The following is a 17,781-nucleotide window of genomic DNA, read 5'->3' as shown; positions in this document are numbered from 1 at the left end:
CTTTTTATTTCCTGCCGCTTTTAAACGACGCAAAGAAAATACTGACAACGCTTTCTTTCTACTTTCAACAATTCAAAACCACTCTCACTATATCCTTTTCACTGTCTCCATTCCTCCGAAGCGGGATGCAAAAGTAGGAAAATTATCCACGCCCACAAACTATAATACCGTATTATTTGTAATCTTACACCTAACTCACTACTCCTCAGTAAGAAAAAATTAAACATGGGGTAGCGACATAGAATCCTGACCTCAGAAACACCTGATTCGAGCCCCTCAGTACTCGGCCAGGTCGGCAAACTGATATAGGTTTCAGTTTGGTTTAAAATTGCTTTTCTATCGGTCTTAGCAAAAGAACAGCAAAACAAAAGCAAAAGCGGACCAAAAGCCGAGCAAAAGAAAACTCAAGTAAAATAGTCGATTTACCAGATTTTAGACGTTTACCATATATTTAGTATATATAGCAACAATAAATACTTATAAGTAAACGTAATTAGATTTTATACGACAACGTTCTATAATGGAACCATTTTAATTGAAAGCTAACCACAGTACAACAAGTCTACCAAAACAATCAATTGCTAAGCGAGGTAGAAAAGGAAGGTCTCCAGTGATCTGAACCAGCTAGTATATTCTTAAGTGTGTACCATTTTACTTCTTTAACACTAAGCTGATGCGACCATGTAACACGAGCTGTCGGAGCTGCCCCAAGCCCTTTACTCCCAAACTCCGCATAGTAAGCCGTTTTTTCCTTATCAGGAAACATAACATCACCTTTCCAGGGGTTCCAACCTTCTGGAGCAATATGCCCACCCAATTCACAGTTTATAAATACAGTTTTCGCATGCGGGCGCCATGGTCTACCCAGGAACACTTTATTAACCTTATCAGCTGCCGTAAGTCTACAGTTTAAAAACACGAAACCAAACTCCTGGCCTGCTCTTGTAGCTGCTGCCGTAACATAAGAGTTTGCCAGGCTCTTTATGGTACAGTTTTGAAAAACGGCTGTAGCTTCCCCAAATATAAAATCTGTAGTACCTTCAATATAGCAGTCCCTATAAAACTGCCTACTTTGTGCTGTTGCTGCATAAAGTGTATCCTGAAAACCAAGTAGTCTGCTATCGCTAATTACAAACCGATCACCTTCAACATGCAAGGCGACCGCTTGTCCAACAGCTCCGGAGGCATTGGCTATAGTTAAATTTTCTATCTCAATTCCACTTCCTTGCACCAGTACCGTATAGGAGGTATAAGTTGTAAACTTATCATTTCCAAATACGTCTTTCCCCTGAGAATAAACCTTCCCAGAAAAATCACTATTGATGATAATAGTATTTTCTTTATTTTCTCCAATCAAAGAAATATTTGTTTTCCAGGAAGGAACGACCAGCTTTTCATTGTATATTCCTTTCTTTATAATGATGTTTACCCTAACCTCACCAAGGTCCCGTACAGCATTTACAGCTTCCTGTATAGTTTTATAGTTACCAGTGCCATCCTGCGCAACTTTAATTTCTTTAAGTAATGTAGTTTGTCCTGGTGAACTCGACACAAAGAATATCATACAACACAAAACCAGCACGCGGATTCTCAATAAATGTTTTATTCTATACATATATAATTATCTTTAGTTAACAGGTTAGTTTTATCTAATCGTTCTTAACGCGGGCATTTTGCTTAGTTGGCCCTACACGGAACCAATCAAAATCAGCGTAGCCTGAGTCATTAATTTTAGTTTCTCTGGTGCAGAAAAGCCCCATCTTAGCTCCTATCCATTGTCCCGCCTCCGCCTGGAACTCTTTTTCTACTTCTTCAAACTTCTCTCCATCTACGCTATAGGAAAAATTACATTTAGCGCCTTTTGTTACCGTTACCCGGAGGTAAAGTGTTCTGCCTTCTATTTTAGAAAGCGTAGTTTCAGATTCGGCGTTGCCTTTGTTTGCATTCTTACAAATAGAATGAATGAGGTAATTGCCATCCTTTTTACTTTTAACGCCCAAGATCGCATAACTTAGCCCCATCACAATCAATCCTGCTTTCTCATTTTCAATTTTAGTATTAGGTGAGAAATCGAGTTTTACAGTTGCCTCGAATTCTTCCGCTGGAAATTTCTGCATCAGGATATTTGGTACTTCCCAATAACTTTTTGTACCCTCAGGTATCTGATCAGAAAATAATCTAAGTGTACCTTTACTCAAGTTCATAAACGACCAGGTAGCTTTTGGATTTGCCTGCCATTGCCATTGTAAACCTAATGTTCTACTGTTAAATTCATCACTTTCTGCTGGAGTTTGAATTGTATAGACTTTACCAACATTAGGTTTTTTATAAACCATAACCGGCTCGCCTATACCATTTCCATCCTTATCTACACCTATAACCGGCCAATCATCTATCCATTTCATTGGTTGCAGGTGCACTACCCTACCGTACACATCCTTATCCTGAAAATGTAGAAACCAATCTTCGCCCGTCTGGGTATTTACCCAAGCTCCCTGATGTGGGCCATTAATTGTAGTTGCACCCTGATCCATCACCACCTTTCTTTCATATGGCCCGTATATATCTTTAGACCGCAATACCAGCTGCCAACCAGTAGCAACGCCTCCAGCTGGAGCAAAAATATAATAATAACCATTTCGCTTATAAAATTTGGGACCTTCAATAGTTGGGTCCAACTCATGACCGTCGTAAACCAATACACCAGCATCCAAGGTTTTTGTCCCCTCTGGATTTAGTTGTTTTACGGCAATCACACTTTTTATTCCCGCACGACTTCCTGCATAAGCATATGCCAGGTAAACTTTACCATTGTCATCCCACAAAGGACAGGGGTCAATTAGTCCTTTACCATCTTCAATCAATATAGGCTCCGACCAATCTGCTACTGGATTTTTAGTTTTCGTCACATAAATTCCAAAATCAGGATCCGGATAATAGATATAGAATTCGCCTTTATAGAAACGAATAGCCGGAGCCCACACCCCATTTCCATGTTGTGTTTTAGAAAAGTGATCAAAAGGAGGCTGTCGTTTTAAAGCGTGATTAACAAGTTTCCAGTTTACCAAATCTTTAGAATGCAGAATTGGCAAACCTGGAACAGCATCAAAACTGGAAGCAACCATATAAAAGTCATCCCCCACCCTTATCGCATCCGGATCTGAATAATCAGCATCCAAAACAGGGTTTTTATATGTTCCATTACTTTGGTCTGCCACCCATACCTTTGAAACATATTTTACTTCTACATTAGCAGACTGCCCATATCCACCTAATGCACCAAATAAAAAACAGCTACCGAAGACTAAATACGTTATACCTTTATTCATTTAATATCTTATTTTATCAAGCCTGTTCATCCGGAATGTAATTTGATTAAACAATCATACGAACTTGAAAATAGTTTTCGACCAAGTCCTGATACTAAATCTATGCAATCGTTTTCCATAGCGCACACCTATTTAGTTTAATTCTAAATAAATTTGGTAAACAAATCAACAGACCTTACATTTGCGGCCGTTAGAATTAATCTAAATAATCACATGAAGTATATCTACGCATTTTTTATAATTACAACGCTCTTATCGTTTAATCAGAAAGCATTTTCTCAGCTTGCTGCTGCTCCCGCTCGTGGAAGCATCAAAGGAAGAGTAAGGACAAGTGATGGCAAACCGGCTCCTTTTGTAAACATATCTATAGTTGAAAACAACAAAAAAACACTCTCAGATGATGACGGGAATTTCACTTTCATCAATTTAAAAGACGGGACTTATACTTTAAAAACCTCTTTTGTAGGTTTAAAGGCACAAATAAAAAAAGTAACAGTAACTGAAGGGGAAACTGCCACAGTTGATTTTGTGCTTTCTGAAAGTTTAGCCGAACTTGACGAAGTTTCAATCAGCGGATATAAAAGTCCTAATCAGAAACCAACAACATTGGGCAAGATAGCAATTGCGCCAAAAGACCTACCACAATCGGTTCAGGTTATAGGTGCGCAAGTCATTGCAGATCAGCAGGCCAACCGACTAGGTGATGTGATGAAAAACATTAATGGCGTAGCATTAGGTGCTAATCGCGGTTCGGTAGGTGAAAACTTCTATGCCAGAGGATACAGCCTTGGCGCAAATAATGTATTTAAAAATGGTGCAAGAACAACAATTGGCGGCATGCCTGAAGCAAGCACACTGGAATCTGTAGAAGTCCTTAAAGGTAGTGCAGCATTACTATATGGTGGTGTTACTGGTGGGGCTGTTGTAAATATGGTGACAAAAAAGCCTAAGTTTGAATCAGGAGGCGAGGCCTCAATGCGTGTTGGTAGTTACGATATGTACAAACCAACGGTAGATGTTTACGGTCCTCTCTCTGATAAGGTTGCTTATCGCGCAATTGCTACATATGAAAAAGCCGGGAGTTACAGAGACAACGTAAAATCGGAAAGACTTTACATCAACCCATCTATATTATATAAGATTAGCGAAAAAACAGATTTATTAGTTCAGGCTGATTATCTGGAGAGTGATTTCACTCCTGACTTTGGTATTGGAACAGTAGGGAATAAAATTTCTCCGCTAGGAAGAAGTGCTTATATAAATACAGCATGGGCTTATAACGAAACCAATACAGGGACTTTACAAGCTGCTTTAAATCATAAATTTAATGATAACTGGAAACTAAGTACTAATGTAAGTGTGCAATCTTACAACAGAGATTATTTTTCAAGTGAACGTCCGTTTACTACAGATGGCGTATGGAATCGTGCGCTTACCCGTTCAAGAATCAGAGAAACGACTTACAATCAGCAAATCAATTTAAATGGTACATTCAAAACTGCCGGAATTATTCATCAATTATTAGTTGGTGTTGATGGCGACCAGTCAAGAATCATCACCGGCGGCTTTACTAACCCGAACTTGTTAGGCCCGAATAGTGGTAAATATTATGATCAGGTAAACCTCCTTGATCCATCCAGCTTCAATATCGCATCTAACTTCATCAGACCTGAAACTACGTTGTTAACTAATACTTCAGCAACAGTAAACAGATTTGGTGGTTTTATACAGGATTTAATCAGTCTTACTGATAAATTTAAAGTTCTAGCAGGTGTAAGATGGACATTCCAGGAAACGCCTAAAACTAATATTACGGACTTAAAAACCCGAGAAAAATCAAAAGGTCTTGCAAATTTAAAAATTGATAAAGCCTTTTCTCCAAAGTTCGGATTAATTTACCAGCCAATAAAATCAACATCTGTGTATGCAAGTTATGCCAATAACTTTACTCCAAATACGGGCATCGACATTGCAACAAATGCTCCTATGGCCCCATCAATTATTGATCAATATGAAGCAGGTGTAAAAAATGATTTCTTAGATGGAAAGCTATCGGCAAACATAACCTACTATAAAATAAAAAATAGCAATTTAGCTCAAGCTGCCCTTGCAGATGCTACGAAAAGAGAATTTTCGGGATCGACTGAAAGTGATGGCGTGGAGATAGACATTACTGCAACAATTGCTGATGGGTTAAACTTTATCGCAGGCTATAGTTACAACTATATGCGTTATACCAACACCATTGCTGAAACCGGAGTTATTGAAGGAGAACGTTTAGTAGGCACAACAAAAAACACAGCAAACGGCACCCTGTTCTATACGGTTCAGAATGGTGGACTGAAAGGACTTAAATTAGGTGCATCAGCATTCTACACCGGAGATCGTAACGGTGGTCGTAATACAATCAAAAGCTTAACGAAGCCTTCATCAGGTATCATCCCAATTAAAGGCTTTACCACATTTGATCTTTCTGCAGGTTATACATTCAAAAAATTCAGTATCCTGGGCAAATTATCGAATATCACGAACGAATTAAACTATTTCATTCATGAAAACTATAGTGTAAACCCAATTGCTCCAAGACAATTTATGACTACAGTAGCTTACAAATTCTAATTTTTAATCAGCTTACACTTATTAAAAACCGGTCTATCTTCATTGGAGATAGGCCGGTTTTTATATATATTATTTTATTATGTTAAAATATGTTAACGCCTTGCTACCTTCAATGCCTTTACATAGCTTAGCATCCTGTTATTTTTAATTGACGTTATCGTATTATTACCTTATCTTTGCAGAATGTTTAAAATTAAACACGTACTACTATTAAGTTTCACCATTATAGCCCTGACAATTGCGGGCTGCAAAAGCCAGTTTGAAAAAATCAGACTGAGCAACGATGTAGCCAAAAAATACCAGGAGGCGATGCGGTTATACAACAAGAAAAATTATTCAAAAGCCTTGATCCTTTTCGAGGATCTTTCGCAAAAATACAGGGGAAGAGCTGAAGCTGAAGAGCTGAACTATCACTACGCTTTAACTTTATACAAATTAAAAGATTACACAACTGCCAGATATCAGTTTAAATCATTTGCTGATACTTACCCTACCAGTAAATATGCTGAAGAATGTAGGTATATGAGTGCATATTGTTACTACCTAGATTCTCCGGCACCAAGCCTGGATCAGGAAAACACTTACAAGGCCATAGATGCATTGCAATTGTTCATCAACTTTTATCCAAAAAGCGAACGTGCTGCTGATGCCAGTAAATACATTGGTTTGTTACGTGCAAAACTGGAAGATAAAGCCTATACCAATGCTAAATTGTATTATGATTTGGGCGGTTTTGATCTTACCAACTATAAAGCCGCAGTTATTGCGTTAAAAAATGCGCAGATCGATTTCCCGGATATTAAGTATGCGGAAGAAATGGACTTTCTGGTAATCAAATCTCAGTTCAATTACGCAAAGAACAGTCTAGAGCGCCGTCAGGAAGACCGCTATAACGAAGCTATCACTTATGCAGATGAGTTTATGGAGTCTTATCCACAAAGTAAATTAATGGATGATGCCAAAGCTTTGAAAAAGGCGAGTGAACAAGGTATAGAAAACGCCAAACGCGTTCTTGCTGACTACGCAAAAAGAGAGGAAAAATATAAAGCATTACTCGCAAAGGATGCTAAAAAAGATACGACTACTACAAAAACCCCCATCAAATAATGAATACTAATAAACCAGCTGTACCGAATACTACGGTAACCAGAAATGTTAATGATTTAGATCAGAAAACACAAAATATTTATGAGTCTTTAGTTATTATTTCTAAAAGGGCTAATCAGATCTCTAACAACATGAAAGAAGAATTACATGGCAAATTGGCTGAGTTCGCTTCTTCAAACGATAACCTGGAAGAGATTTTCGAAAACAGAGAACAAATTGAAATCAGCAAGCACTATGAGCGTTTGCCTAAGCCTAGCTTAATTGCAATAGATGAGTTCCTGAATGATAAGATCTATTACAGAAATCCTGCTAAAGAGCAACAATAAGACTACGCATAGGTATTAAACTGCTTTAATGCATACCTTAAAACCATGCTTAAAAATAAAAAAATAATTCTTGGCGTTTGCGGCAGTATTGCAGCTTATAAATCAGCTATATTAGTACGACTACTGGTAAAGGCTGGCGCAAACGTCAAAGTAATTCTTACTGCCGATGCGGCTAATTTTATTACCCCGCTCACTCTGGCTACCCTAAGTAAGAATCCTGTTTACACCCAATATTTCGAAGAAGAGACTGGCGTTTGGAGCAATCACGTTGAATTGGGCCTTTGGGCTGATTTTATCATTATTGCCCCGGCAAGTGCGAATACTCTGGCTAAAATGGCCACAGGCTTATGCGACAACCTGCTTACAGCCGTTTATCTATCCGCAAAGTGTCCGGTTTATGTTGCCCCGGCAATGGATCTCGACATGTGGAAACACGAGAGCACCAGGAACAATATAGATAAGATACAATCCTACGGCAATCAGGTAATACAGCCTGGAAGTGGAGAACTGGCAAGTGGCTTATACGGTGAAGGCCGCATGGCTGAGCCTGAGGAAATCACAGCATTTTTAACCGACAAGATTAAAGCTAATCTTCCCTTACTCGGAAAAAAGATAATGATTACCGCAGGTCCAACTTATGAAGCTATAGATCCTGTTCGTTTTATTGGGAATCACTCTTCTGGCAAGATGGGATTTGCTCTTGCTGATCAATTTGCCAGTCTGGGTGCCGAAGTAACCTTAATTACAGGACCAACTGCAGAAAAAAGCAACTACCCCTTAACACGTATCGATGTGGTTAGTGCTGCCGATATGTTACAAGCCTGCCTCAGTGAGTTTGCCAATGCAAACATTACCGTAATGAGTGCTGCTGTTGCAGATTATACTCCTGTAAAAAAAGCCGATCAAAAGATAAAAAAGGCTAGCAACGAGTTTAGCCTGGAATTAAAAAAGACAGAAGATATACTGGCAAGCTTAGGTCAGCTAAAAACAGCTGAACAAATATTAGTCGGCTTTGCTTTGGAAACTCAAAACGAAGAAGAATATGCCAAATCAAAGCTGGTAAAGAAAAACCTGGACCTTATCGTACTCAATTCTTTGAACGACAAAGGTGCCGGTTTTAAAAAGGATACCAACAAAATAACTATATTTAATAAAGCTGCAGAAAAAACAGTCTTTGAAATGAAATCAAAAACTGAAGTGGCTATTGATATCTGTAACGAAATATTAAAACTGGTTAAAATATGAAACAACGCTACTCCTACATTTTCTTAATCTTTTTTTTATGTTATAACTATGCCACCGCCCAGGAACTTAATACAAGGGTACAGGTGCTAGCGCCCACTGTTCAAAACATCAATAAAAGAAATGTAGAAGTTCTGCAAAATACGATACGCGATTTTTTAAACAATAATAAGTGGACCAATGAGACTTATACGCCTGCTGAACGTATTGAATGCAACTTTGTAATCACCTTAACCGCATGGGATGGAAATTCCACTTATAAAGCAGAAGCACAGATCCAATCCAGTCGACCGGTTTTTAACACTGCATACAACAGCACCTTACTGAATATAAGTGACAAAGATTTTGATTTCAATTATAACGAAGGCCAGCCAGTAGATTTCTCAGATCAGAACTTCATATCCAACTTAAGCTCACTACTTAGTTTTTACGCATACACCATCATCGGTTTAGATAAAGATAGCTTCAGCAAACTAGGTGGTACGAACTACTATAATAAAGCTCAAAACATCTTAAATGTTGCCCAGGTATCCGGAAATAAAGGATGGAAAGCATTTGACGGCTTACGAAACAGATACTGGTTAAACGAAAACCTGCAGAACAAAAGTTTCGAAGAGCTGAGAACATTTATTTATGACTATCACTTGAATGGACTGGATCATATGCAGGAAGATCCATTAAAAGGAGCTAAAAAAATCATCAGTCTACTTTCTGATTTAAAACGATTAGATAAGCAAAAAGTTGGCTCTATATTCCCTAACATGTACCTGGCGACTAAAGCTGATGAATTGGTAAATATTCTTTCTTTAACTGATCCACAGGAAAAAATCAAAGCTTACAACCTGCTTGCCGAAATTGACCCAGCTAACCTGAACAAATACGAAGCCTTAAAACCTTCTCGTTAACTCCTTAATTACAACACTTTAAAAAAAGTGTTAAATTATTTTGCATCTACGAATAGATTCGTATATTTGATTACGAAACAATTCGTACAACGATACCATGGCAGAAGCGAACCAACTTAAACCTACAGAAAGCGAACTTGAAATCTTACAAATCTTGTGGAAAAAAGGAAGCTGTACGGTTAGAGATGTTCATGAAATTTTAGAGAAGAACAAAGATTCAGGTTATACCACTACACTTAAGTTGATGCAGATTATGCATGAAAAAGGGTTGGTTTCCCGCGATACTTCTTCCAAAACCCACATCTATCAGGCCCTGCAAAATCAAGAAAAGACCCAACAACACCTGGTTAATAAAATGATCGATAATGTTTTTAACGGATCGGCAGCGAGAATGGTTATGCAGGCATTGGGTAACCACACTACAAGTAAAGATGAAATAAACGCAATAAAAGAATACCTGGACCAACTCAGCAAAAAATAAAACTATGGAGCCCTTGTTAAACAATTTGATTAAAGCCATTGGCTGGAGTATTTTTCACTCCCTATGGCAAGGAGCAATAATTTACGGCATACTTTTACTAATCGCAATTGCAGTCCCTAAACTTCAGTCCCGTTTAAAACACAACCTTGCGTTCGCAGCAATTTGCTTAATCTTTATTTGCTATTGTGTAACTTTTTTTTCTGTTTTTAAACTTCCAGCTGCAACAGCAGGCATGGGTAGCGCAACAGTAAATGTAGCTACGCAATACTATCAATATGTGAACTCCCTTCCGCAGCAGATCAGTGGCAAAGCGGAATATCTCTTCCCTTACCTTGTTGGTATCTATGGGATAGGACTGGCGCTTCAGTTATTACTACTTGGTATGGGATACAAAAGGATACTCCAAATTAAAAAAGCTGCACGCCTCGAAGTTCCATCCGAATGGAAAGCATCATTTAACAAATTACTTTTCCAATTAAACCTTCGTCAACACATCACCTTCTACCTATCTGATAAAATAAATGTTCCGCTGGTTATTGGTTATTTCAAACCTGTAGTACTCTTTCCGATTAGCCTGGCCTCACAGCTCGACATGGATCAGGTTGAAGCGATATTGATTCATGAACTTTCGCACATCAGAAGAAACGATTACCTATTGAACATGATCAAAACAGGGATTGAAACCTTACTTTTCTTTAATCCTTTTATATGGCTAAGTGGGAAATTCATCAATATAGAAAGAGAACATGCTTGTGATGACCTTGTATTGAAATTCACAGGAAATCCAATGACTTATGCACACGCACTATTGAAGCTTGAAATATTGAAAGACAAGTCCACACCTGCTTTTTCAATGGCTGCTACAGGAAAAAGTCAGCATTTATATCAACGTATTAAAAGAATCACGGATATGAAAACAAATTACATGAATGTAAGACAACAAATGTTTGTCATTACATTAGCTATTGCCACGGTGATTTCAATGGCATGGGTAAAACCCTCGAAAGCAGAAAAAACGGGACAAAAAATCAACAGGCAAAAACATACAGAAATTACTGTTGTCAATACCAAACAGGATTGGACTCCCACACAAGCACCAGCACCACCTGCAGCTCCAGTTATAGATTGCCCCGTTTTAACGGACATTCCCGAGCCACTAAATCCACCGGCTCCAGCTATGGTAGCCGTACCAACTCCACTAGACAACCCTCTATTGCATCTCTATCAGGATACCACTAAAAAGAAGTTAAAATATACCATCATCACAGTTGATGAAAAAGGAAATAAAAAAGAGTATCAATCTGTAAAAGACATGCCCGAAAGCATGAGAAATGAGGTAATAAAAGAAACTTTTAGCCATACCGGCGATTTTAGCAAAGACCTAAACATTTATATTGACACTATTGTAAACAATAGCCTTGCATTTTTAAAATCACCTGAATGGAAGAAGTCTATAGCCGAAGCAACTGCTTCAGCTGATAAGGCAAACCAATATTTCAACTCCAAAGAATGGAAAAAACAACAGGAAGACATTCGCAAGAATGCTGAATCTATCGGCAATTATTTCAATTCCAAAGAATGGAAAAAACAGCAGGAAGACATTCGTAAGAATGCTGAATCTATCGGCAATTATTTCAATTCCAAAGAATGGAAAAAACAACAGGAAGAACTCCGTAAGAGTGCTGAAGAGGCTTACAAACAGGCACTAAAAGCAGATGAAGCTGCACGAAAAATGAAACAAAAAGAAGCAAAAGAGAAAAACACGCAATGGAATTAATTCCCGGCCGTGGTCCCGCTTAATAAACTCGGGATCACGGTTCTATCTAACGCTCCTTTGTAAAGATATTTTTAATCTGACTGATCTCATTCTCATAAATTGTCCCCTTGCGTGCTCCAAAGTAAAGTGTATTTTCAATAATAGGACTCCCCTCCCATGCGAGTAAGATTTTACCTTCAGCAATAGCCTCGCTACAAAGAAAATCAGGAACAACAGAAAACCCTTCCTGATCACTTAAACAACGTACAATAGAACTAATGTTTGGCACGATGTAATTCGGCTTAAAATCGGGATGTTCATTAAAATTGCTGAGCCAAAACTTTTTCAAATGTTCCATATCGGCAGTGGTACTATACCAAATCTGTTGCCTCAACCAATCTTTAGCTGCCAGCAGATTATTATTTTTCAGCAGAGGCATCAGTGGATCTATATTTGTTTTATTCCCACAAACCAGCACAATTTGTTCTTTTGAAAAAGCCTGGTATTCCAAATTCTTCTGCGTACCCTTTTGTGGCGTAATGATCAAATCCAGCAGGCCTTTATCCAAATCCTGTTGCATCTGAGGATACTCACCAAATTTGATGATTACATTAAATGGCAATGAAGAAATATGTTTCTCCAACGTGAACTGAAAAGTTTCAAAACACATTCCAATACTTATGGTTGACCTGTCTACTATAGAACTTTTATGAAAAAGCTGCTGTGCCAGTTCCAGTTTATCCAGAGGTTCCAATACAAAATTATATAAGACCTTTCCACGTTCTGTTGGCACCATTCTTTTAGCAGAACGATCAAACAATTTGTAGCCCGTATAAGCTTCCAGCGAGTTCAAATGTAAACTTACTCCGGGTTGCGATATATACAAAGCCTGCGCAGCACCGGTGAGTGTCCCCTGATCATAAATCGCTTTAAACGTTCTGAGCCATTCCAGATTTAACATCATATTCTATCATTTTTATGATACAAATGTATGATTTAAGTTATTATGATAGTAGATGTTTTTTAGGGAACTTTGTGGTGTCAAAATAAAAACAATAAAAAATGGAATATAGAAAATTAGGAAATACAGATCTTGGCTTACTATTTCAATCCTATGAACTTGGGAAATTATCGCTCAAAAATCGCATTGTAATGCCACCTATGACCAGATCCAGGGCTGGAGTAGGAGAAGTTGCAACAGATTTAATGGCTGAATACTACGCCCAGAGATCCTCGGCCGGACTGATCATATCCGAGGGTACACAAATCAGCAGACAAGGACAAGGCTATGCCTGGACACCAGGAATATACACACAAGATCAAATAGAAGGTTGGAAAAAAGTAACCAAAGCCATTCATGCCAAAGGCGGACTCATATTTGCTCAATTGTGGCATGTAGGCCGGGTCTCACATATATCCTTACAAGAAGGCAACCAGTCGCCGGTAGCACCATCAGCAATCTTAGCTGAAGGTGTAAAGGTATTTTTAGACCTTGCGGGAAAAGGGCCGAACAATGGAGCTGGAGAAATGGTTCAACACTCTATGCCACGTGAGTTAACCATTCCGGAAATCAAGCAAATTATTCAAGACTATGCTCAGGCTGCAAAAAATGCAATTGAGGCAGGTTTTGATGGCGTTGAGCTGCATGGCGCGAATGGCTACCTCATAGAACAATTTATTGACTCACAAACCAATCATCGTACTGATGAATATGGCGGGAGTGTTGAGAACCGTCTTCGCTTTTTAAAAGAAGTAGTCAATGCAGTTGCCAATGCAATAGGCAAAGACAAAGTTGGTGTACGTCAGGCACCTTTGACTACCTTAATGGGTGCACAGGATGATACACCAGAAATCACTTACATCGAAGCCGCAAAAATCCTGAACGAAATTGGCATTGCATATATACATATTGCTGAAGCGGATTGGGAAAATGCTCCTGTAATGCCTGTGGAATTTAAAGAAGCTTATCGTAAAGCATTCAATGGTACACTGATCTACACCGGAAAATATAGTAAAGAACGCGCGGAAGAAGCAATAAGTAAAGGTTGGGCAGATCTGATTTCTTTCGGCCGCCCTTTCATCGCCAACCCAGATCTCCCCTACCGCTTACAAAACAACCTATCTTTAAACGAACCCGACAGAACCTATTTCTTTGGAGGGGGAACTAAAGGCTATACAGATTATCAAACACACGAAACGCTATCATTCATTTAAACATTTTTAACAATGAAACTATTTGAAAGCTTTAAAAAAGGAAAATTTAATATAATTAACCGGATTGTTATGGCGCCAATGACAAGAGCACGTAACCCGAATGGCATTCCCAACAAAATGAATGCAGCGTACTATCGACAACGTGCCGGGAAAAATGGAGCCGGACTAATCATCACGGAAGGCACAGCTATATCTCCGACCTCCAGAGGCGTTTTGCATATTCCAGGGCTCTATACCGACGAGCAAACAGAAGGCTGGAAATTGGTTACAAAAGCTGTACATGAAACCGGTAGTAAAATCTTCGCTCAACTGTGGCACGTTGGCCGTGTTTCACACACCAGTATTCAGCCAAATGGGCTGGCTCCGGTGGGCGCTTCAGATCTTCAGGCAGCGAATTCCTACGCCTGGGGGTATGATGAAAATGGTAAAGAGAACTTTGTAATTTGCTCCGTTCCACGTGCACTACCAACAGAAGAAATAAAAGACATTGTAGCTAACTTTGCTGATGCTGCTAAAAATGCAATTGAAGCAGACTTTGACGGTGTAGAGCTCCATGGAGCAAATGGCTATTTAATAGAACAATTCCTGAATCCCTTTACAAATAACCGTACGGATACCTACGGGGGCAGTATAGAAAACCGCAGCCGCTTTTTATTGGAAACGATAGATGCCTGTATTGATACTATCGGAGCCGACAAAGTAGCCATACGTTTAACACCCTATGGTGGTTTACATGAATTACCTCATTACGACGAAATTGAGGCTACTTATGAATACCTGGCCAAAGAACTTTCGGCCAGAAACATTGCCTTTATCGATATTATGGATCAAAAATCAAGAGGTAGTTTTGCCGTTCCCGATGGTTTCTTAAAACGGTTTAGAAATTGGTATGACGGCATTATTATTCTTGCTGGCGGTATGGACAAAGCAAAGTCTGAAGCCCTGATTGATGATGGGATTATCGATCTTGCTGGCTTTGGCGAGCCTTTCATCGCAAACCCGGATCTCGTACCAAGACTTAAAAACGACTGGCCGCTAACTGAGCCGGACAGAAATTTACATTATGGCGGAGCCGCAAATGGTTATACCGATTATCTATCCTACCAACACCAAAACACAGAAAAAGAAACCCTCGTCGCTGATGAAACCATACATTAAGATCATCAGGTTACAAATTATAAAGCCAGGGGAATAATCTTCTGGCTTTTTTGTGTTGTTCATCGCTAAGTTTTCATAATTTAGCATCATTATATGCTACAAAAACTTTCCATCCGTAATTATGCTTTGATAGACAGTGTAGAGCTGGAACTTGATAAAGGTTTAAACATCATCACTGGTGAAACTGGTGCTGGTAAATCTATCATGCTTGGTGCATTATCGCTTATTTTGGGCCAACGTGCTGAAACAAAGTATTTTTTCAATCAGGATAAGAAATGTATTATAGAAGGTTGGTTTTTACTCTCCGATAAACAGCTACAAAGTTTATTTGAGGAAAATGATCTTGATTTTTATAAGGAAAACACCCTTAGAAGAGAGATTTCTACAGATGGAAAATCGAGGGCATTTATAAATGATACGCCAGTAACGCTTACGGTAATGAAACAGGTTGGAGAGCGGTTAATTGACATCCATTCTCAGCATGCTACACTCGAAATTAGTGACCCTGCTTTTCAGTTATCTGTTGTAGATACACTGGCAGGACACCAGCAGTTACTCGGGGATTACCGTACTAAATTTAAACAGTACAAACAGCAACAAAACCTTTTAATTGCCCTGCAAACAAAAGCTGCTGAAGCCCGAAACAAACAGGACTATGAGCAATTCCTTTTTAATGAACTGGAAAATGCAAACCTGCAGGTTGAGGAACAGGAAAAACTGGAAACAGAACTTCAAATGCTCAATAATGCAGAGAGCATTAAAAGAAGCTTACTCACCAGCTACAATCTGCTAAGTGAAGAAGAAACAGCTGTACTTCCTATTTTAAAAGAAGTGGTTAGTCAGCTGCAAAATATAGAAAAGTTTAACCCTGCTTATGAAGCCTTAAATGAACGTTTACGTTCAGCATTAATAGAGTTAAAAGACATTGCATCGGAAACATCCGGACTGGAAGAAAATATAGTTTTCAATCCTTCCAGAATAGAAGAGATCAATACCAGGCTTGACCTGGTTTATACCCTGCAACAGAAACACAGGGTAAATAGCATTGCAGAATTACTTACCATACAGGATCAGTTATCAGACAATCTTGCCAATCTTTTAAGCGACGATGAGGAAATTGAAAGAATAATAAAAGCCATTGAACTAATGTACAATGAGCTGGATCAAATGGCCGGAAAATTATCGGATAACCGCAGCAAGGCAATTCAGACTACAGAAACCAGTGTAGGCAAAGTTTTGCAACAGGTTGGCATGCCCAATGCAAAAATAAAAATAGATAAAACTACCGCAGCAGAATTAAACAAAGATGGTAAAGACATCATCAGCTTACTGTTCTCTGCCAATAGCGGCCAGCCACCCGCGGCAGTTGGAAAAGTTGCCTCCGGCGGTGAGCTTTCCCGTTTAATGCTCGCCATCAAATCTATCATGGCAAAGCACACCTCACTTCCTACATTAATATTTGACGAGATTGATACAGGTATTTCTGGTGAAACCGCCTTACGTGTTGGAGATGTAATTGGTGAACTGGAAAAAAACATGCAAGTCATCTGTATCACCCACCTACCGCAAATTGCAGCAAAAGGAAATGCGCATTACTTTGTGTATAAAAATGAACAAGGCGAACGTACAACGACAGGCATACGCAGACTGGATAACTCATCACGCGTAGATGCAATTGCAGAGATGCTGAGTGGTAAAAAACCAGGTATTTCAGCTATGGAGAATGCTAAAGATCTGTTGGGTTATAAAAACTAAATGCCTCATTCCACAAAGAAAAAATTCCTTAACTTCGGCCAGTTTTTAAAACAAAAATACTATGTATAACTTATTAAAGGGAAAACGCGGCATCATTACCGGCGCGTTAGATCAAAATTCTATTGCCTGGAAAGTTGCTGAAAAAGCACATGAAGAAGGTGCATCATTTGTATTGACGAATGCACCTATCGCAATGCGCATGGGAGAAATTAATGCTTTGGCTGAAAAAACAGGATCACAGATTATTCCTGCTGATGCAACCAATGTTGATGAACTAACTAACCTGTTTACCCAATCACAAGAAATATTAGGTGGCAAAATAGATTTTGTACTGCACTCAATAGGTATGAGTGTAAACATCCGTAAAAAGATACCTTATACCGAATCAAACTATGACTACTTCATGAAAGGTATTGATGTTTCAGCAATGTCATTCCATAAAATGCTGGCAGTTGCTAAAAAGCTTGATGCCATTAATGAAGGTGGCAGTGTTGTAGCACTTACATATATGGCAGCGCAACGTACTTATCCTTTCTATACAGATATGGCTGACATCAAAGCAATGCTGGAATCAATCGCACGTAGCTTCGGTTATCATTATGGTTTAGAGAAAAAAGTACGTATCAATACTGTTTCTCAATCTCCAACTAAAACTACAGCCGGCACTGGCATCAAAGGATTTGGTGACTTCTATGATTATGCCAATGCCATTGCCCCTTTAGGTAATGCTGATGCCGAATCATGTGCTGATTACTGTATTACATTATTCTCTGACCTAACCCGTATGGTTACCATGCAGAACCTTTTCCATGATGGTGGTTACTCTTCAACAGGAGTAAGTGACATCGTGATGCAGAAAATGGGCTTAGAAGAACAATAAAAAATGTTT

Annotated in this window: 15 protein-coding genes; 12 read left to right on the top strand and 3 right to left on the bottom strand. The window is 38.9% G+C overall.

Annotated elements, in window-relative coordinates:
• Positions 1-223: hypothetical protein (locus tag R2Q84_RS25080; RefSeq protein ID WP_316819360.1), on the top strand; the 223-nt coding region annotated here is incomplete at its 5' end.
• 351 nt (positions 224-574) lie between these two features.
• Here the strand turns inward: R2Q84_RS25080 and R2Q84_RS25075 are convergent.
• Positions 575-1,615, bottom strand: coding sequence for a pectinesterase family protein (locus tag R2Q84_RS25075; RefSeq protein ID WP_316819359.1), 1,041 nt, complete (start codon positions 1,613-1,615; stop codon positions 575-577).
• Between the two features lie 34 nt (positions 1,616-1,649).
• Positions 1,650-3,329 carry a glycoside hydrolase 43 family protein gene (locus tag R2Q84_RS25070; protein ID WP_316819358.1) on the bottom strand — a complete coding sequence of 560 codons (1,680 nt, stop codon included), beginning with the start codon at positions 3,327-3,329 and terminating at the stop codon, positions 1,650-1,652.
• A gap of 213 nt (positions 3,330-3,542) precedes the next feature.
• On the opposite strand from R2Q84_RS25070, the gene R2Q84_RS25065 reads away from it, so the two are divergent.
• The 7 genes from R2Q84_RS25065 (at position 3,543) to R2Q84_RS25035 (ending at position 11,786) form a co-directional block, all read left to right on the top strand.
• Positions 3,543-5,948, top strand: a complete 2,406-nt coding sequence (locus R2Q84_RS25065; protein WP_316819357.1) for a TonB-dependent receptor — start codon at positions 3,543-3,545, stop codon at positions 5,946-5,948.
• Between the two features lie 183 nt (positions 5,949-6,131).
• A complete protein-coding gene (locus R2Q84_RS25060; protein WP_316819356.1) occupies positions 6,132-7,055 on the top strand; it encodes an outer membrane protein assembly factor BamD in 924 nt (307 codons plus the stop codon).
• Complete coding sequence (locus tag R2Q84_RS25055) at positions 7,055-7,381, top strand: DNA-directed RNA polymerase subunit omega (RefSeq protein ID WP_084292401.1); 327 nt, start codon at positions 7,055-7,057, stop codon at positions 7,379-7,381. Before R2Q84_RS25060 ends, R2Q84_RS25055 begins: the two co-directional genes overlap by 1 nt.
• Before the next feature lie 45 nt (positions 7,382-7,426).
• On the top strand, positions 7,427-8,626 hold the full coding sequence (coaBC, locus tag R2Q84_RS25050; RefSeq protein ID WP_316819355.1) for a bifunctional phosphopantothenoylcysteine decarboxylase/phosphopantothenate--cysteine ligase CoaBC: 1,200 nt from the start codon (positions 7,427-7,429) through the stop codon (positions 8,624-8,626).
• Positions 8,623-9,528 (top strand): DUF4835 family protein, encoded by a 906-nt coding sequence (locus tag R2Q84_RS25045; RefSeq protein WP_316819354.1) that lies wholly within the window; start codon positions 8,623-8,625, stop codon positions 9,526-9,528. Before coaBC ends, R2Q84_RS25045 begins: the two co-directional genes overlap by 4 nt.
• A 97-nt stretch (positions 9,529-9,625) precedes the next feature.
• Positions 9,626-10,009, top strand: a complete 384-nt coding sequence (locus R2Q84_RS25040) for a BlaI/MecI/CopY family transcriptional regulator (protein WP_316819353.1) — start codon at positions 9,626-9,628, stop codon at positions 10,007-10,009.
• Positions 10,010-10,013: 4 nt separating this feature from the next.
• On the top strand, positions 10,014-11,786 hold the full coding sequence (locus R2Q84_RS25035; protein WP_316819352.1) for a M56 family metallopeptidase: 1,773 nt from the start codon (positions 10,014-10,016) through the stop codon (positions 11,784-11,786).
• A gap of 46 nt (positions 11,787-11,832) precedes the next feature.
• On the opposite strand, the gene R2Q84_RS25030 is transcribed toward R2Q84_RS25035, so the two are convergent.
• Positions 11,833-12,729 carry a LysR family transcriptional regulator gene (locus R2Q84_RS25030; RefSeq protein ID WP_316819351.1) on the bottom strand — a complete coding sequence of 299 codons (897 nt, stop codon included), beginning with the start codon at positions 12,727-12,729 and terminating at the stop codon, positions 11,833-11,835.
• A gap of 98 nt (positions 12,730-12,827) precedes the next feature.
• On the opposite strand from R2Q84_RS25030, the gene R2Q84_RS25025 reads away from it, so the two are divergent.
• The 4 genes from R2Q84_RS25025 to R2Q84_RS25010 all read left to right on the top strand — a co-directional run bounded on the left by R2Q84_RS25025 (position 12,828) and on the right by R2Q84_RS25010 (position 17,772).
• Positions 12,828-13,979, top strand: a complete 1,152-nt coding sequence (locus tag R2Q84_RS25025) for an alkene reductase (protein ID WP_316819350.1) — start codon at positions 12,828-12,830, stop codon at positions 13,977-13,979.
• A gap of 12 nt (positions 13,980-13,991) precedes the next feature.
• Positions 13,992-15,137 (top strand): alkene reductase, encoded by a 1,146-nt coding sequence (locus tag R2Q84_RS25020; protein WP_316819349.1) that lies wholly within the window; start codon positions 13,992-13,994, stop codon positions 15,135-15,137.
• 93 nt (positions 15,138-15,230) lie between these two features.
• Entirely contained in the window at positions 15,231-16,892 is a 1,662-nt protein-coding gene (gene recN / locus R2Q84_RS25015) for a DNA repair protein RecN (protein ID WP_316819348.1), read from the top strand.
• A gap of 61 nt (positions 16,893-16,953) precedes the next feature.
• Positions 16,954-17,772: an enoyl-ACP reductase gene (locus R2Q84_RS25010; RefSeq protein ID WP_316819347.1), complete on the top strand. Its 819-nt coding sequence runs from the start codon at positions 16,954-16,956 to the stop codon at positions 17,770-17,772.
• The last annotated feature ends 9 nt before the right edge of the window (positions 17,773-17,781 follow it).

Origin of the sequence: Pedobacter nyackensis (assembly GCF_032678475.1) — a bacterium.
In the GTDB taxonomy this organism is placed as follows: domain Bacteria; phylum Bacteroidota; class Bacteroidia; order Sphingobacteriales; family Sphingobacteriaceae; genus Pedobacter; species Pedobacter nyackensis_A.
Note: the sequence above shows the minus strand (reverse complement) of the source record. Positions and strands in the feature narration are given on the sequence as shown.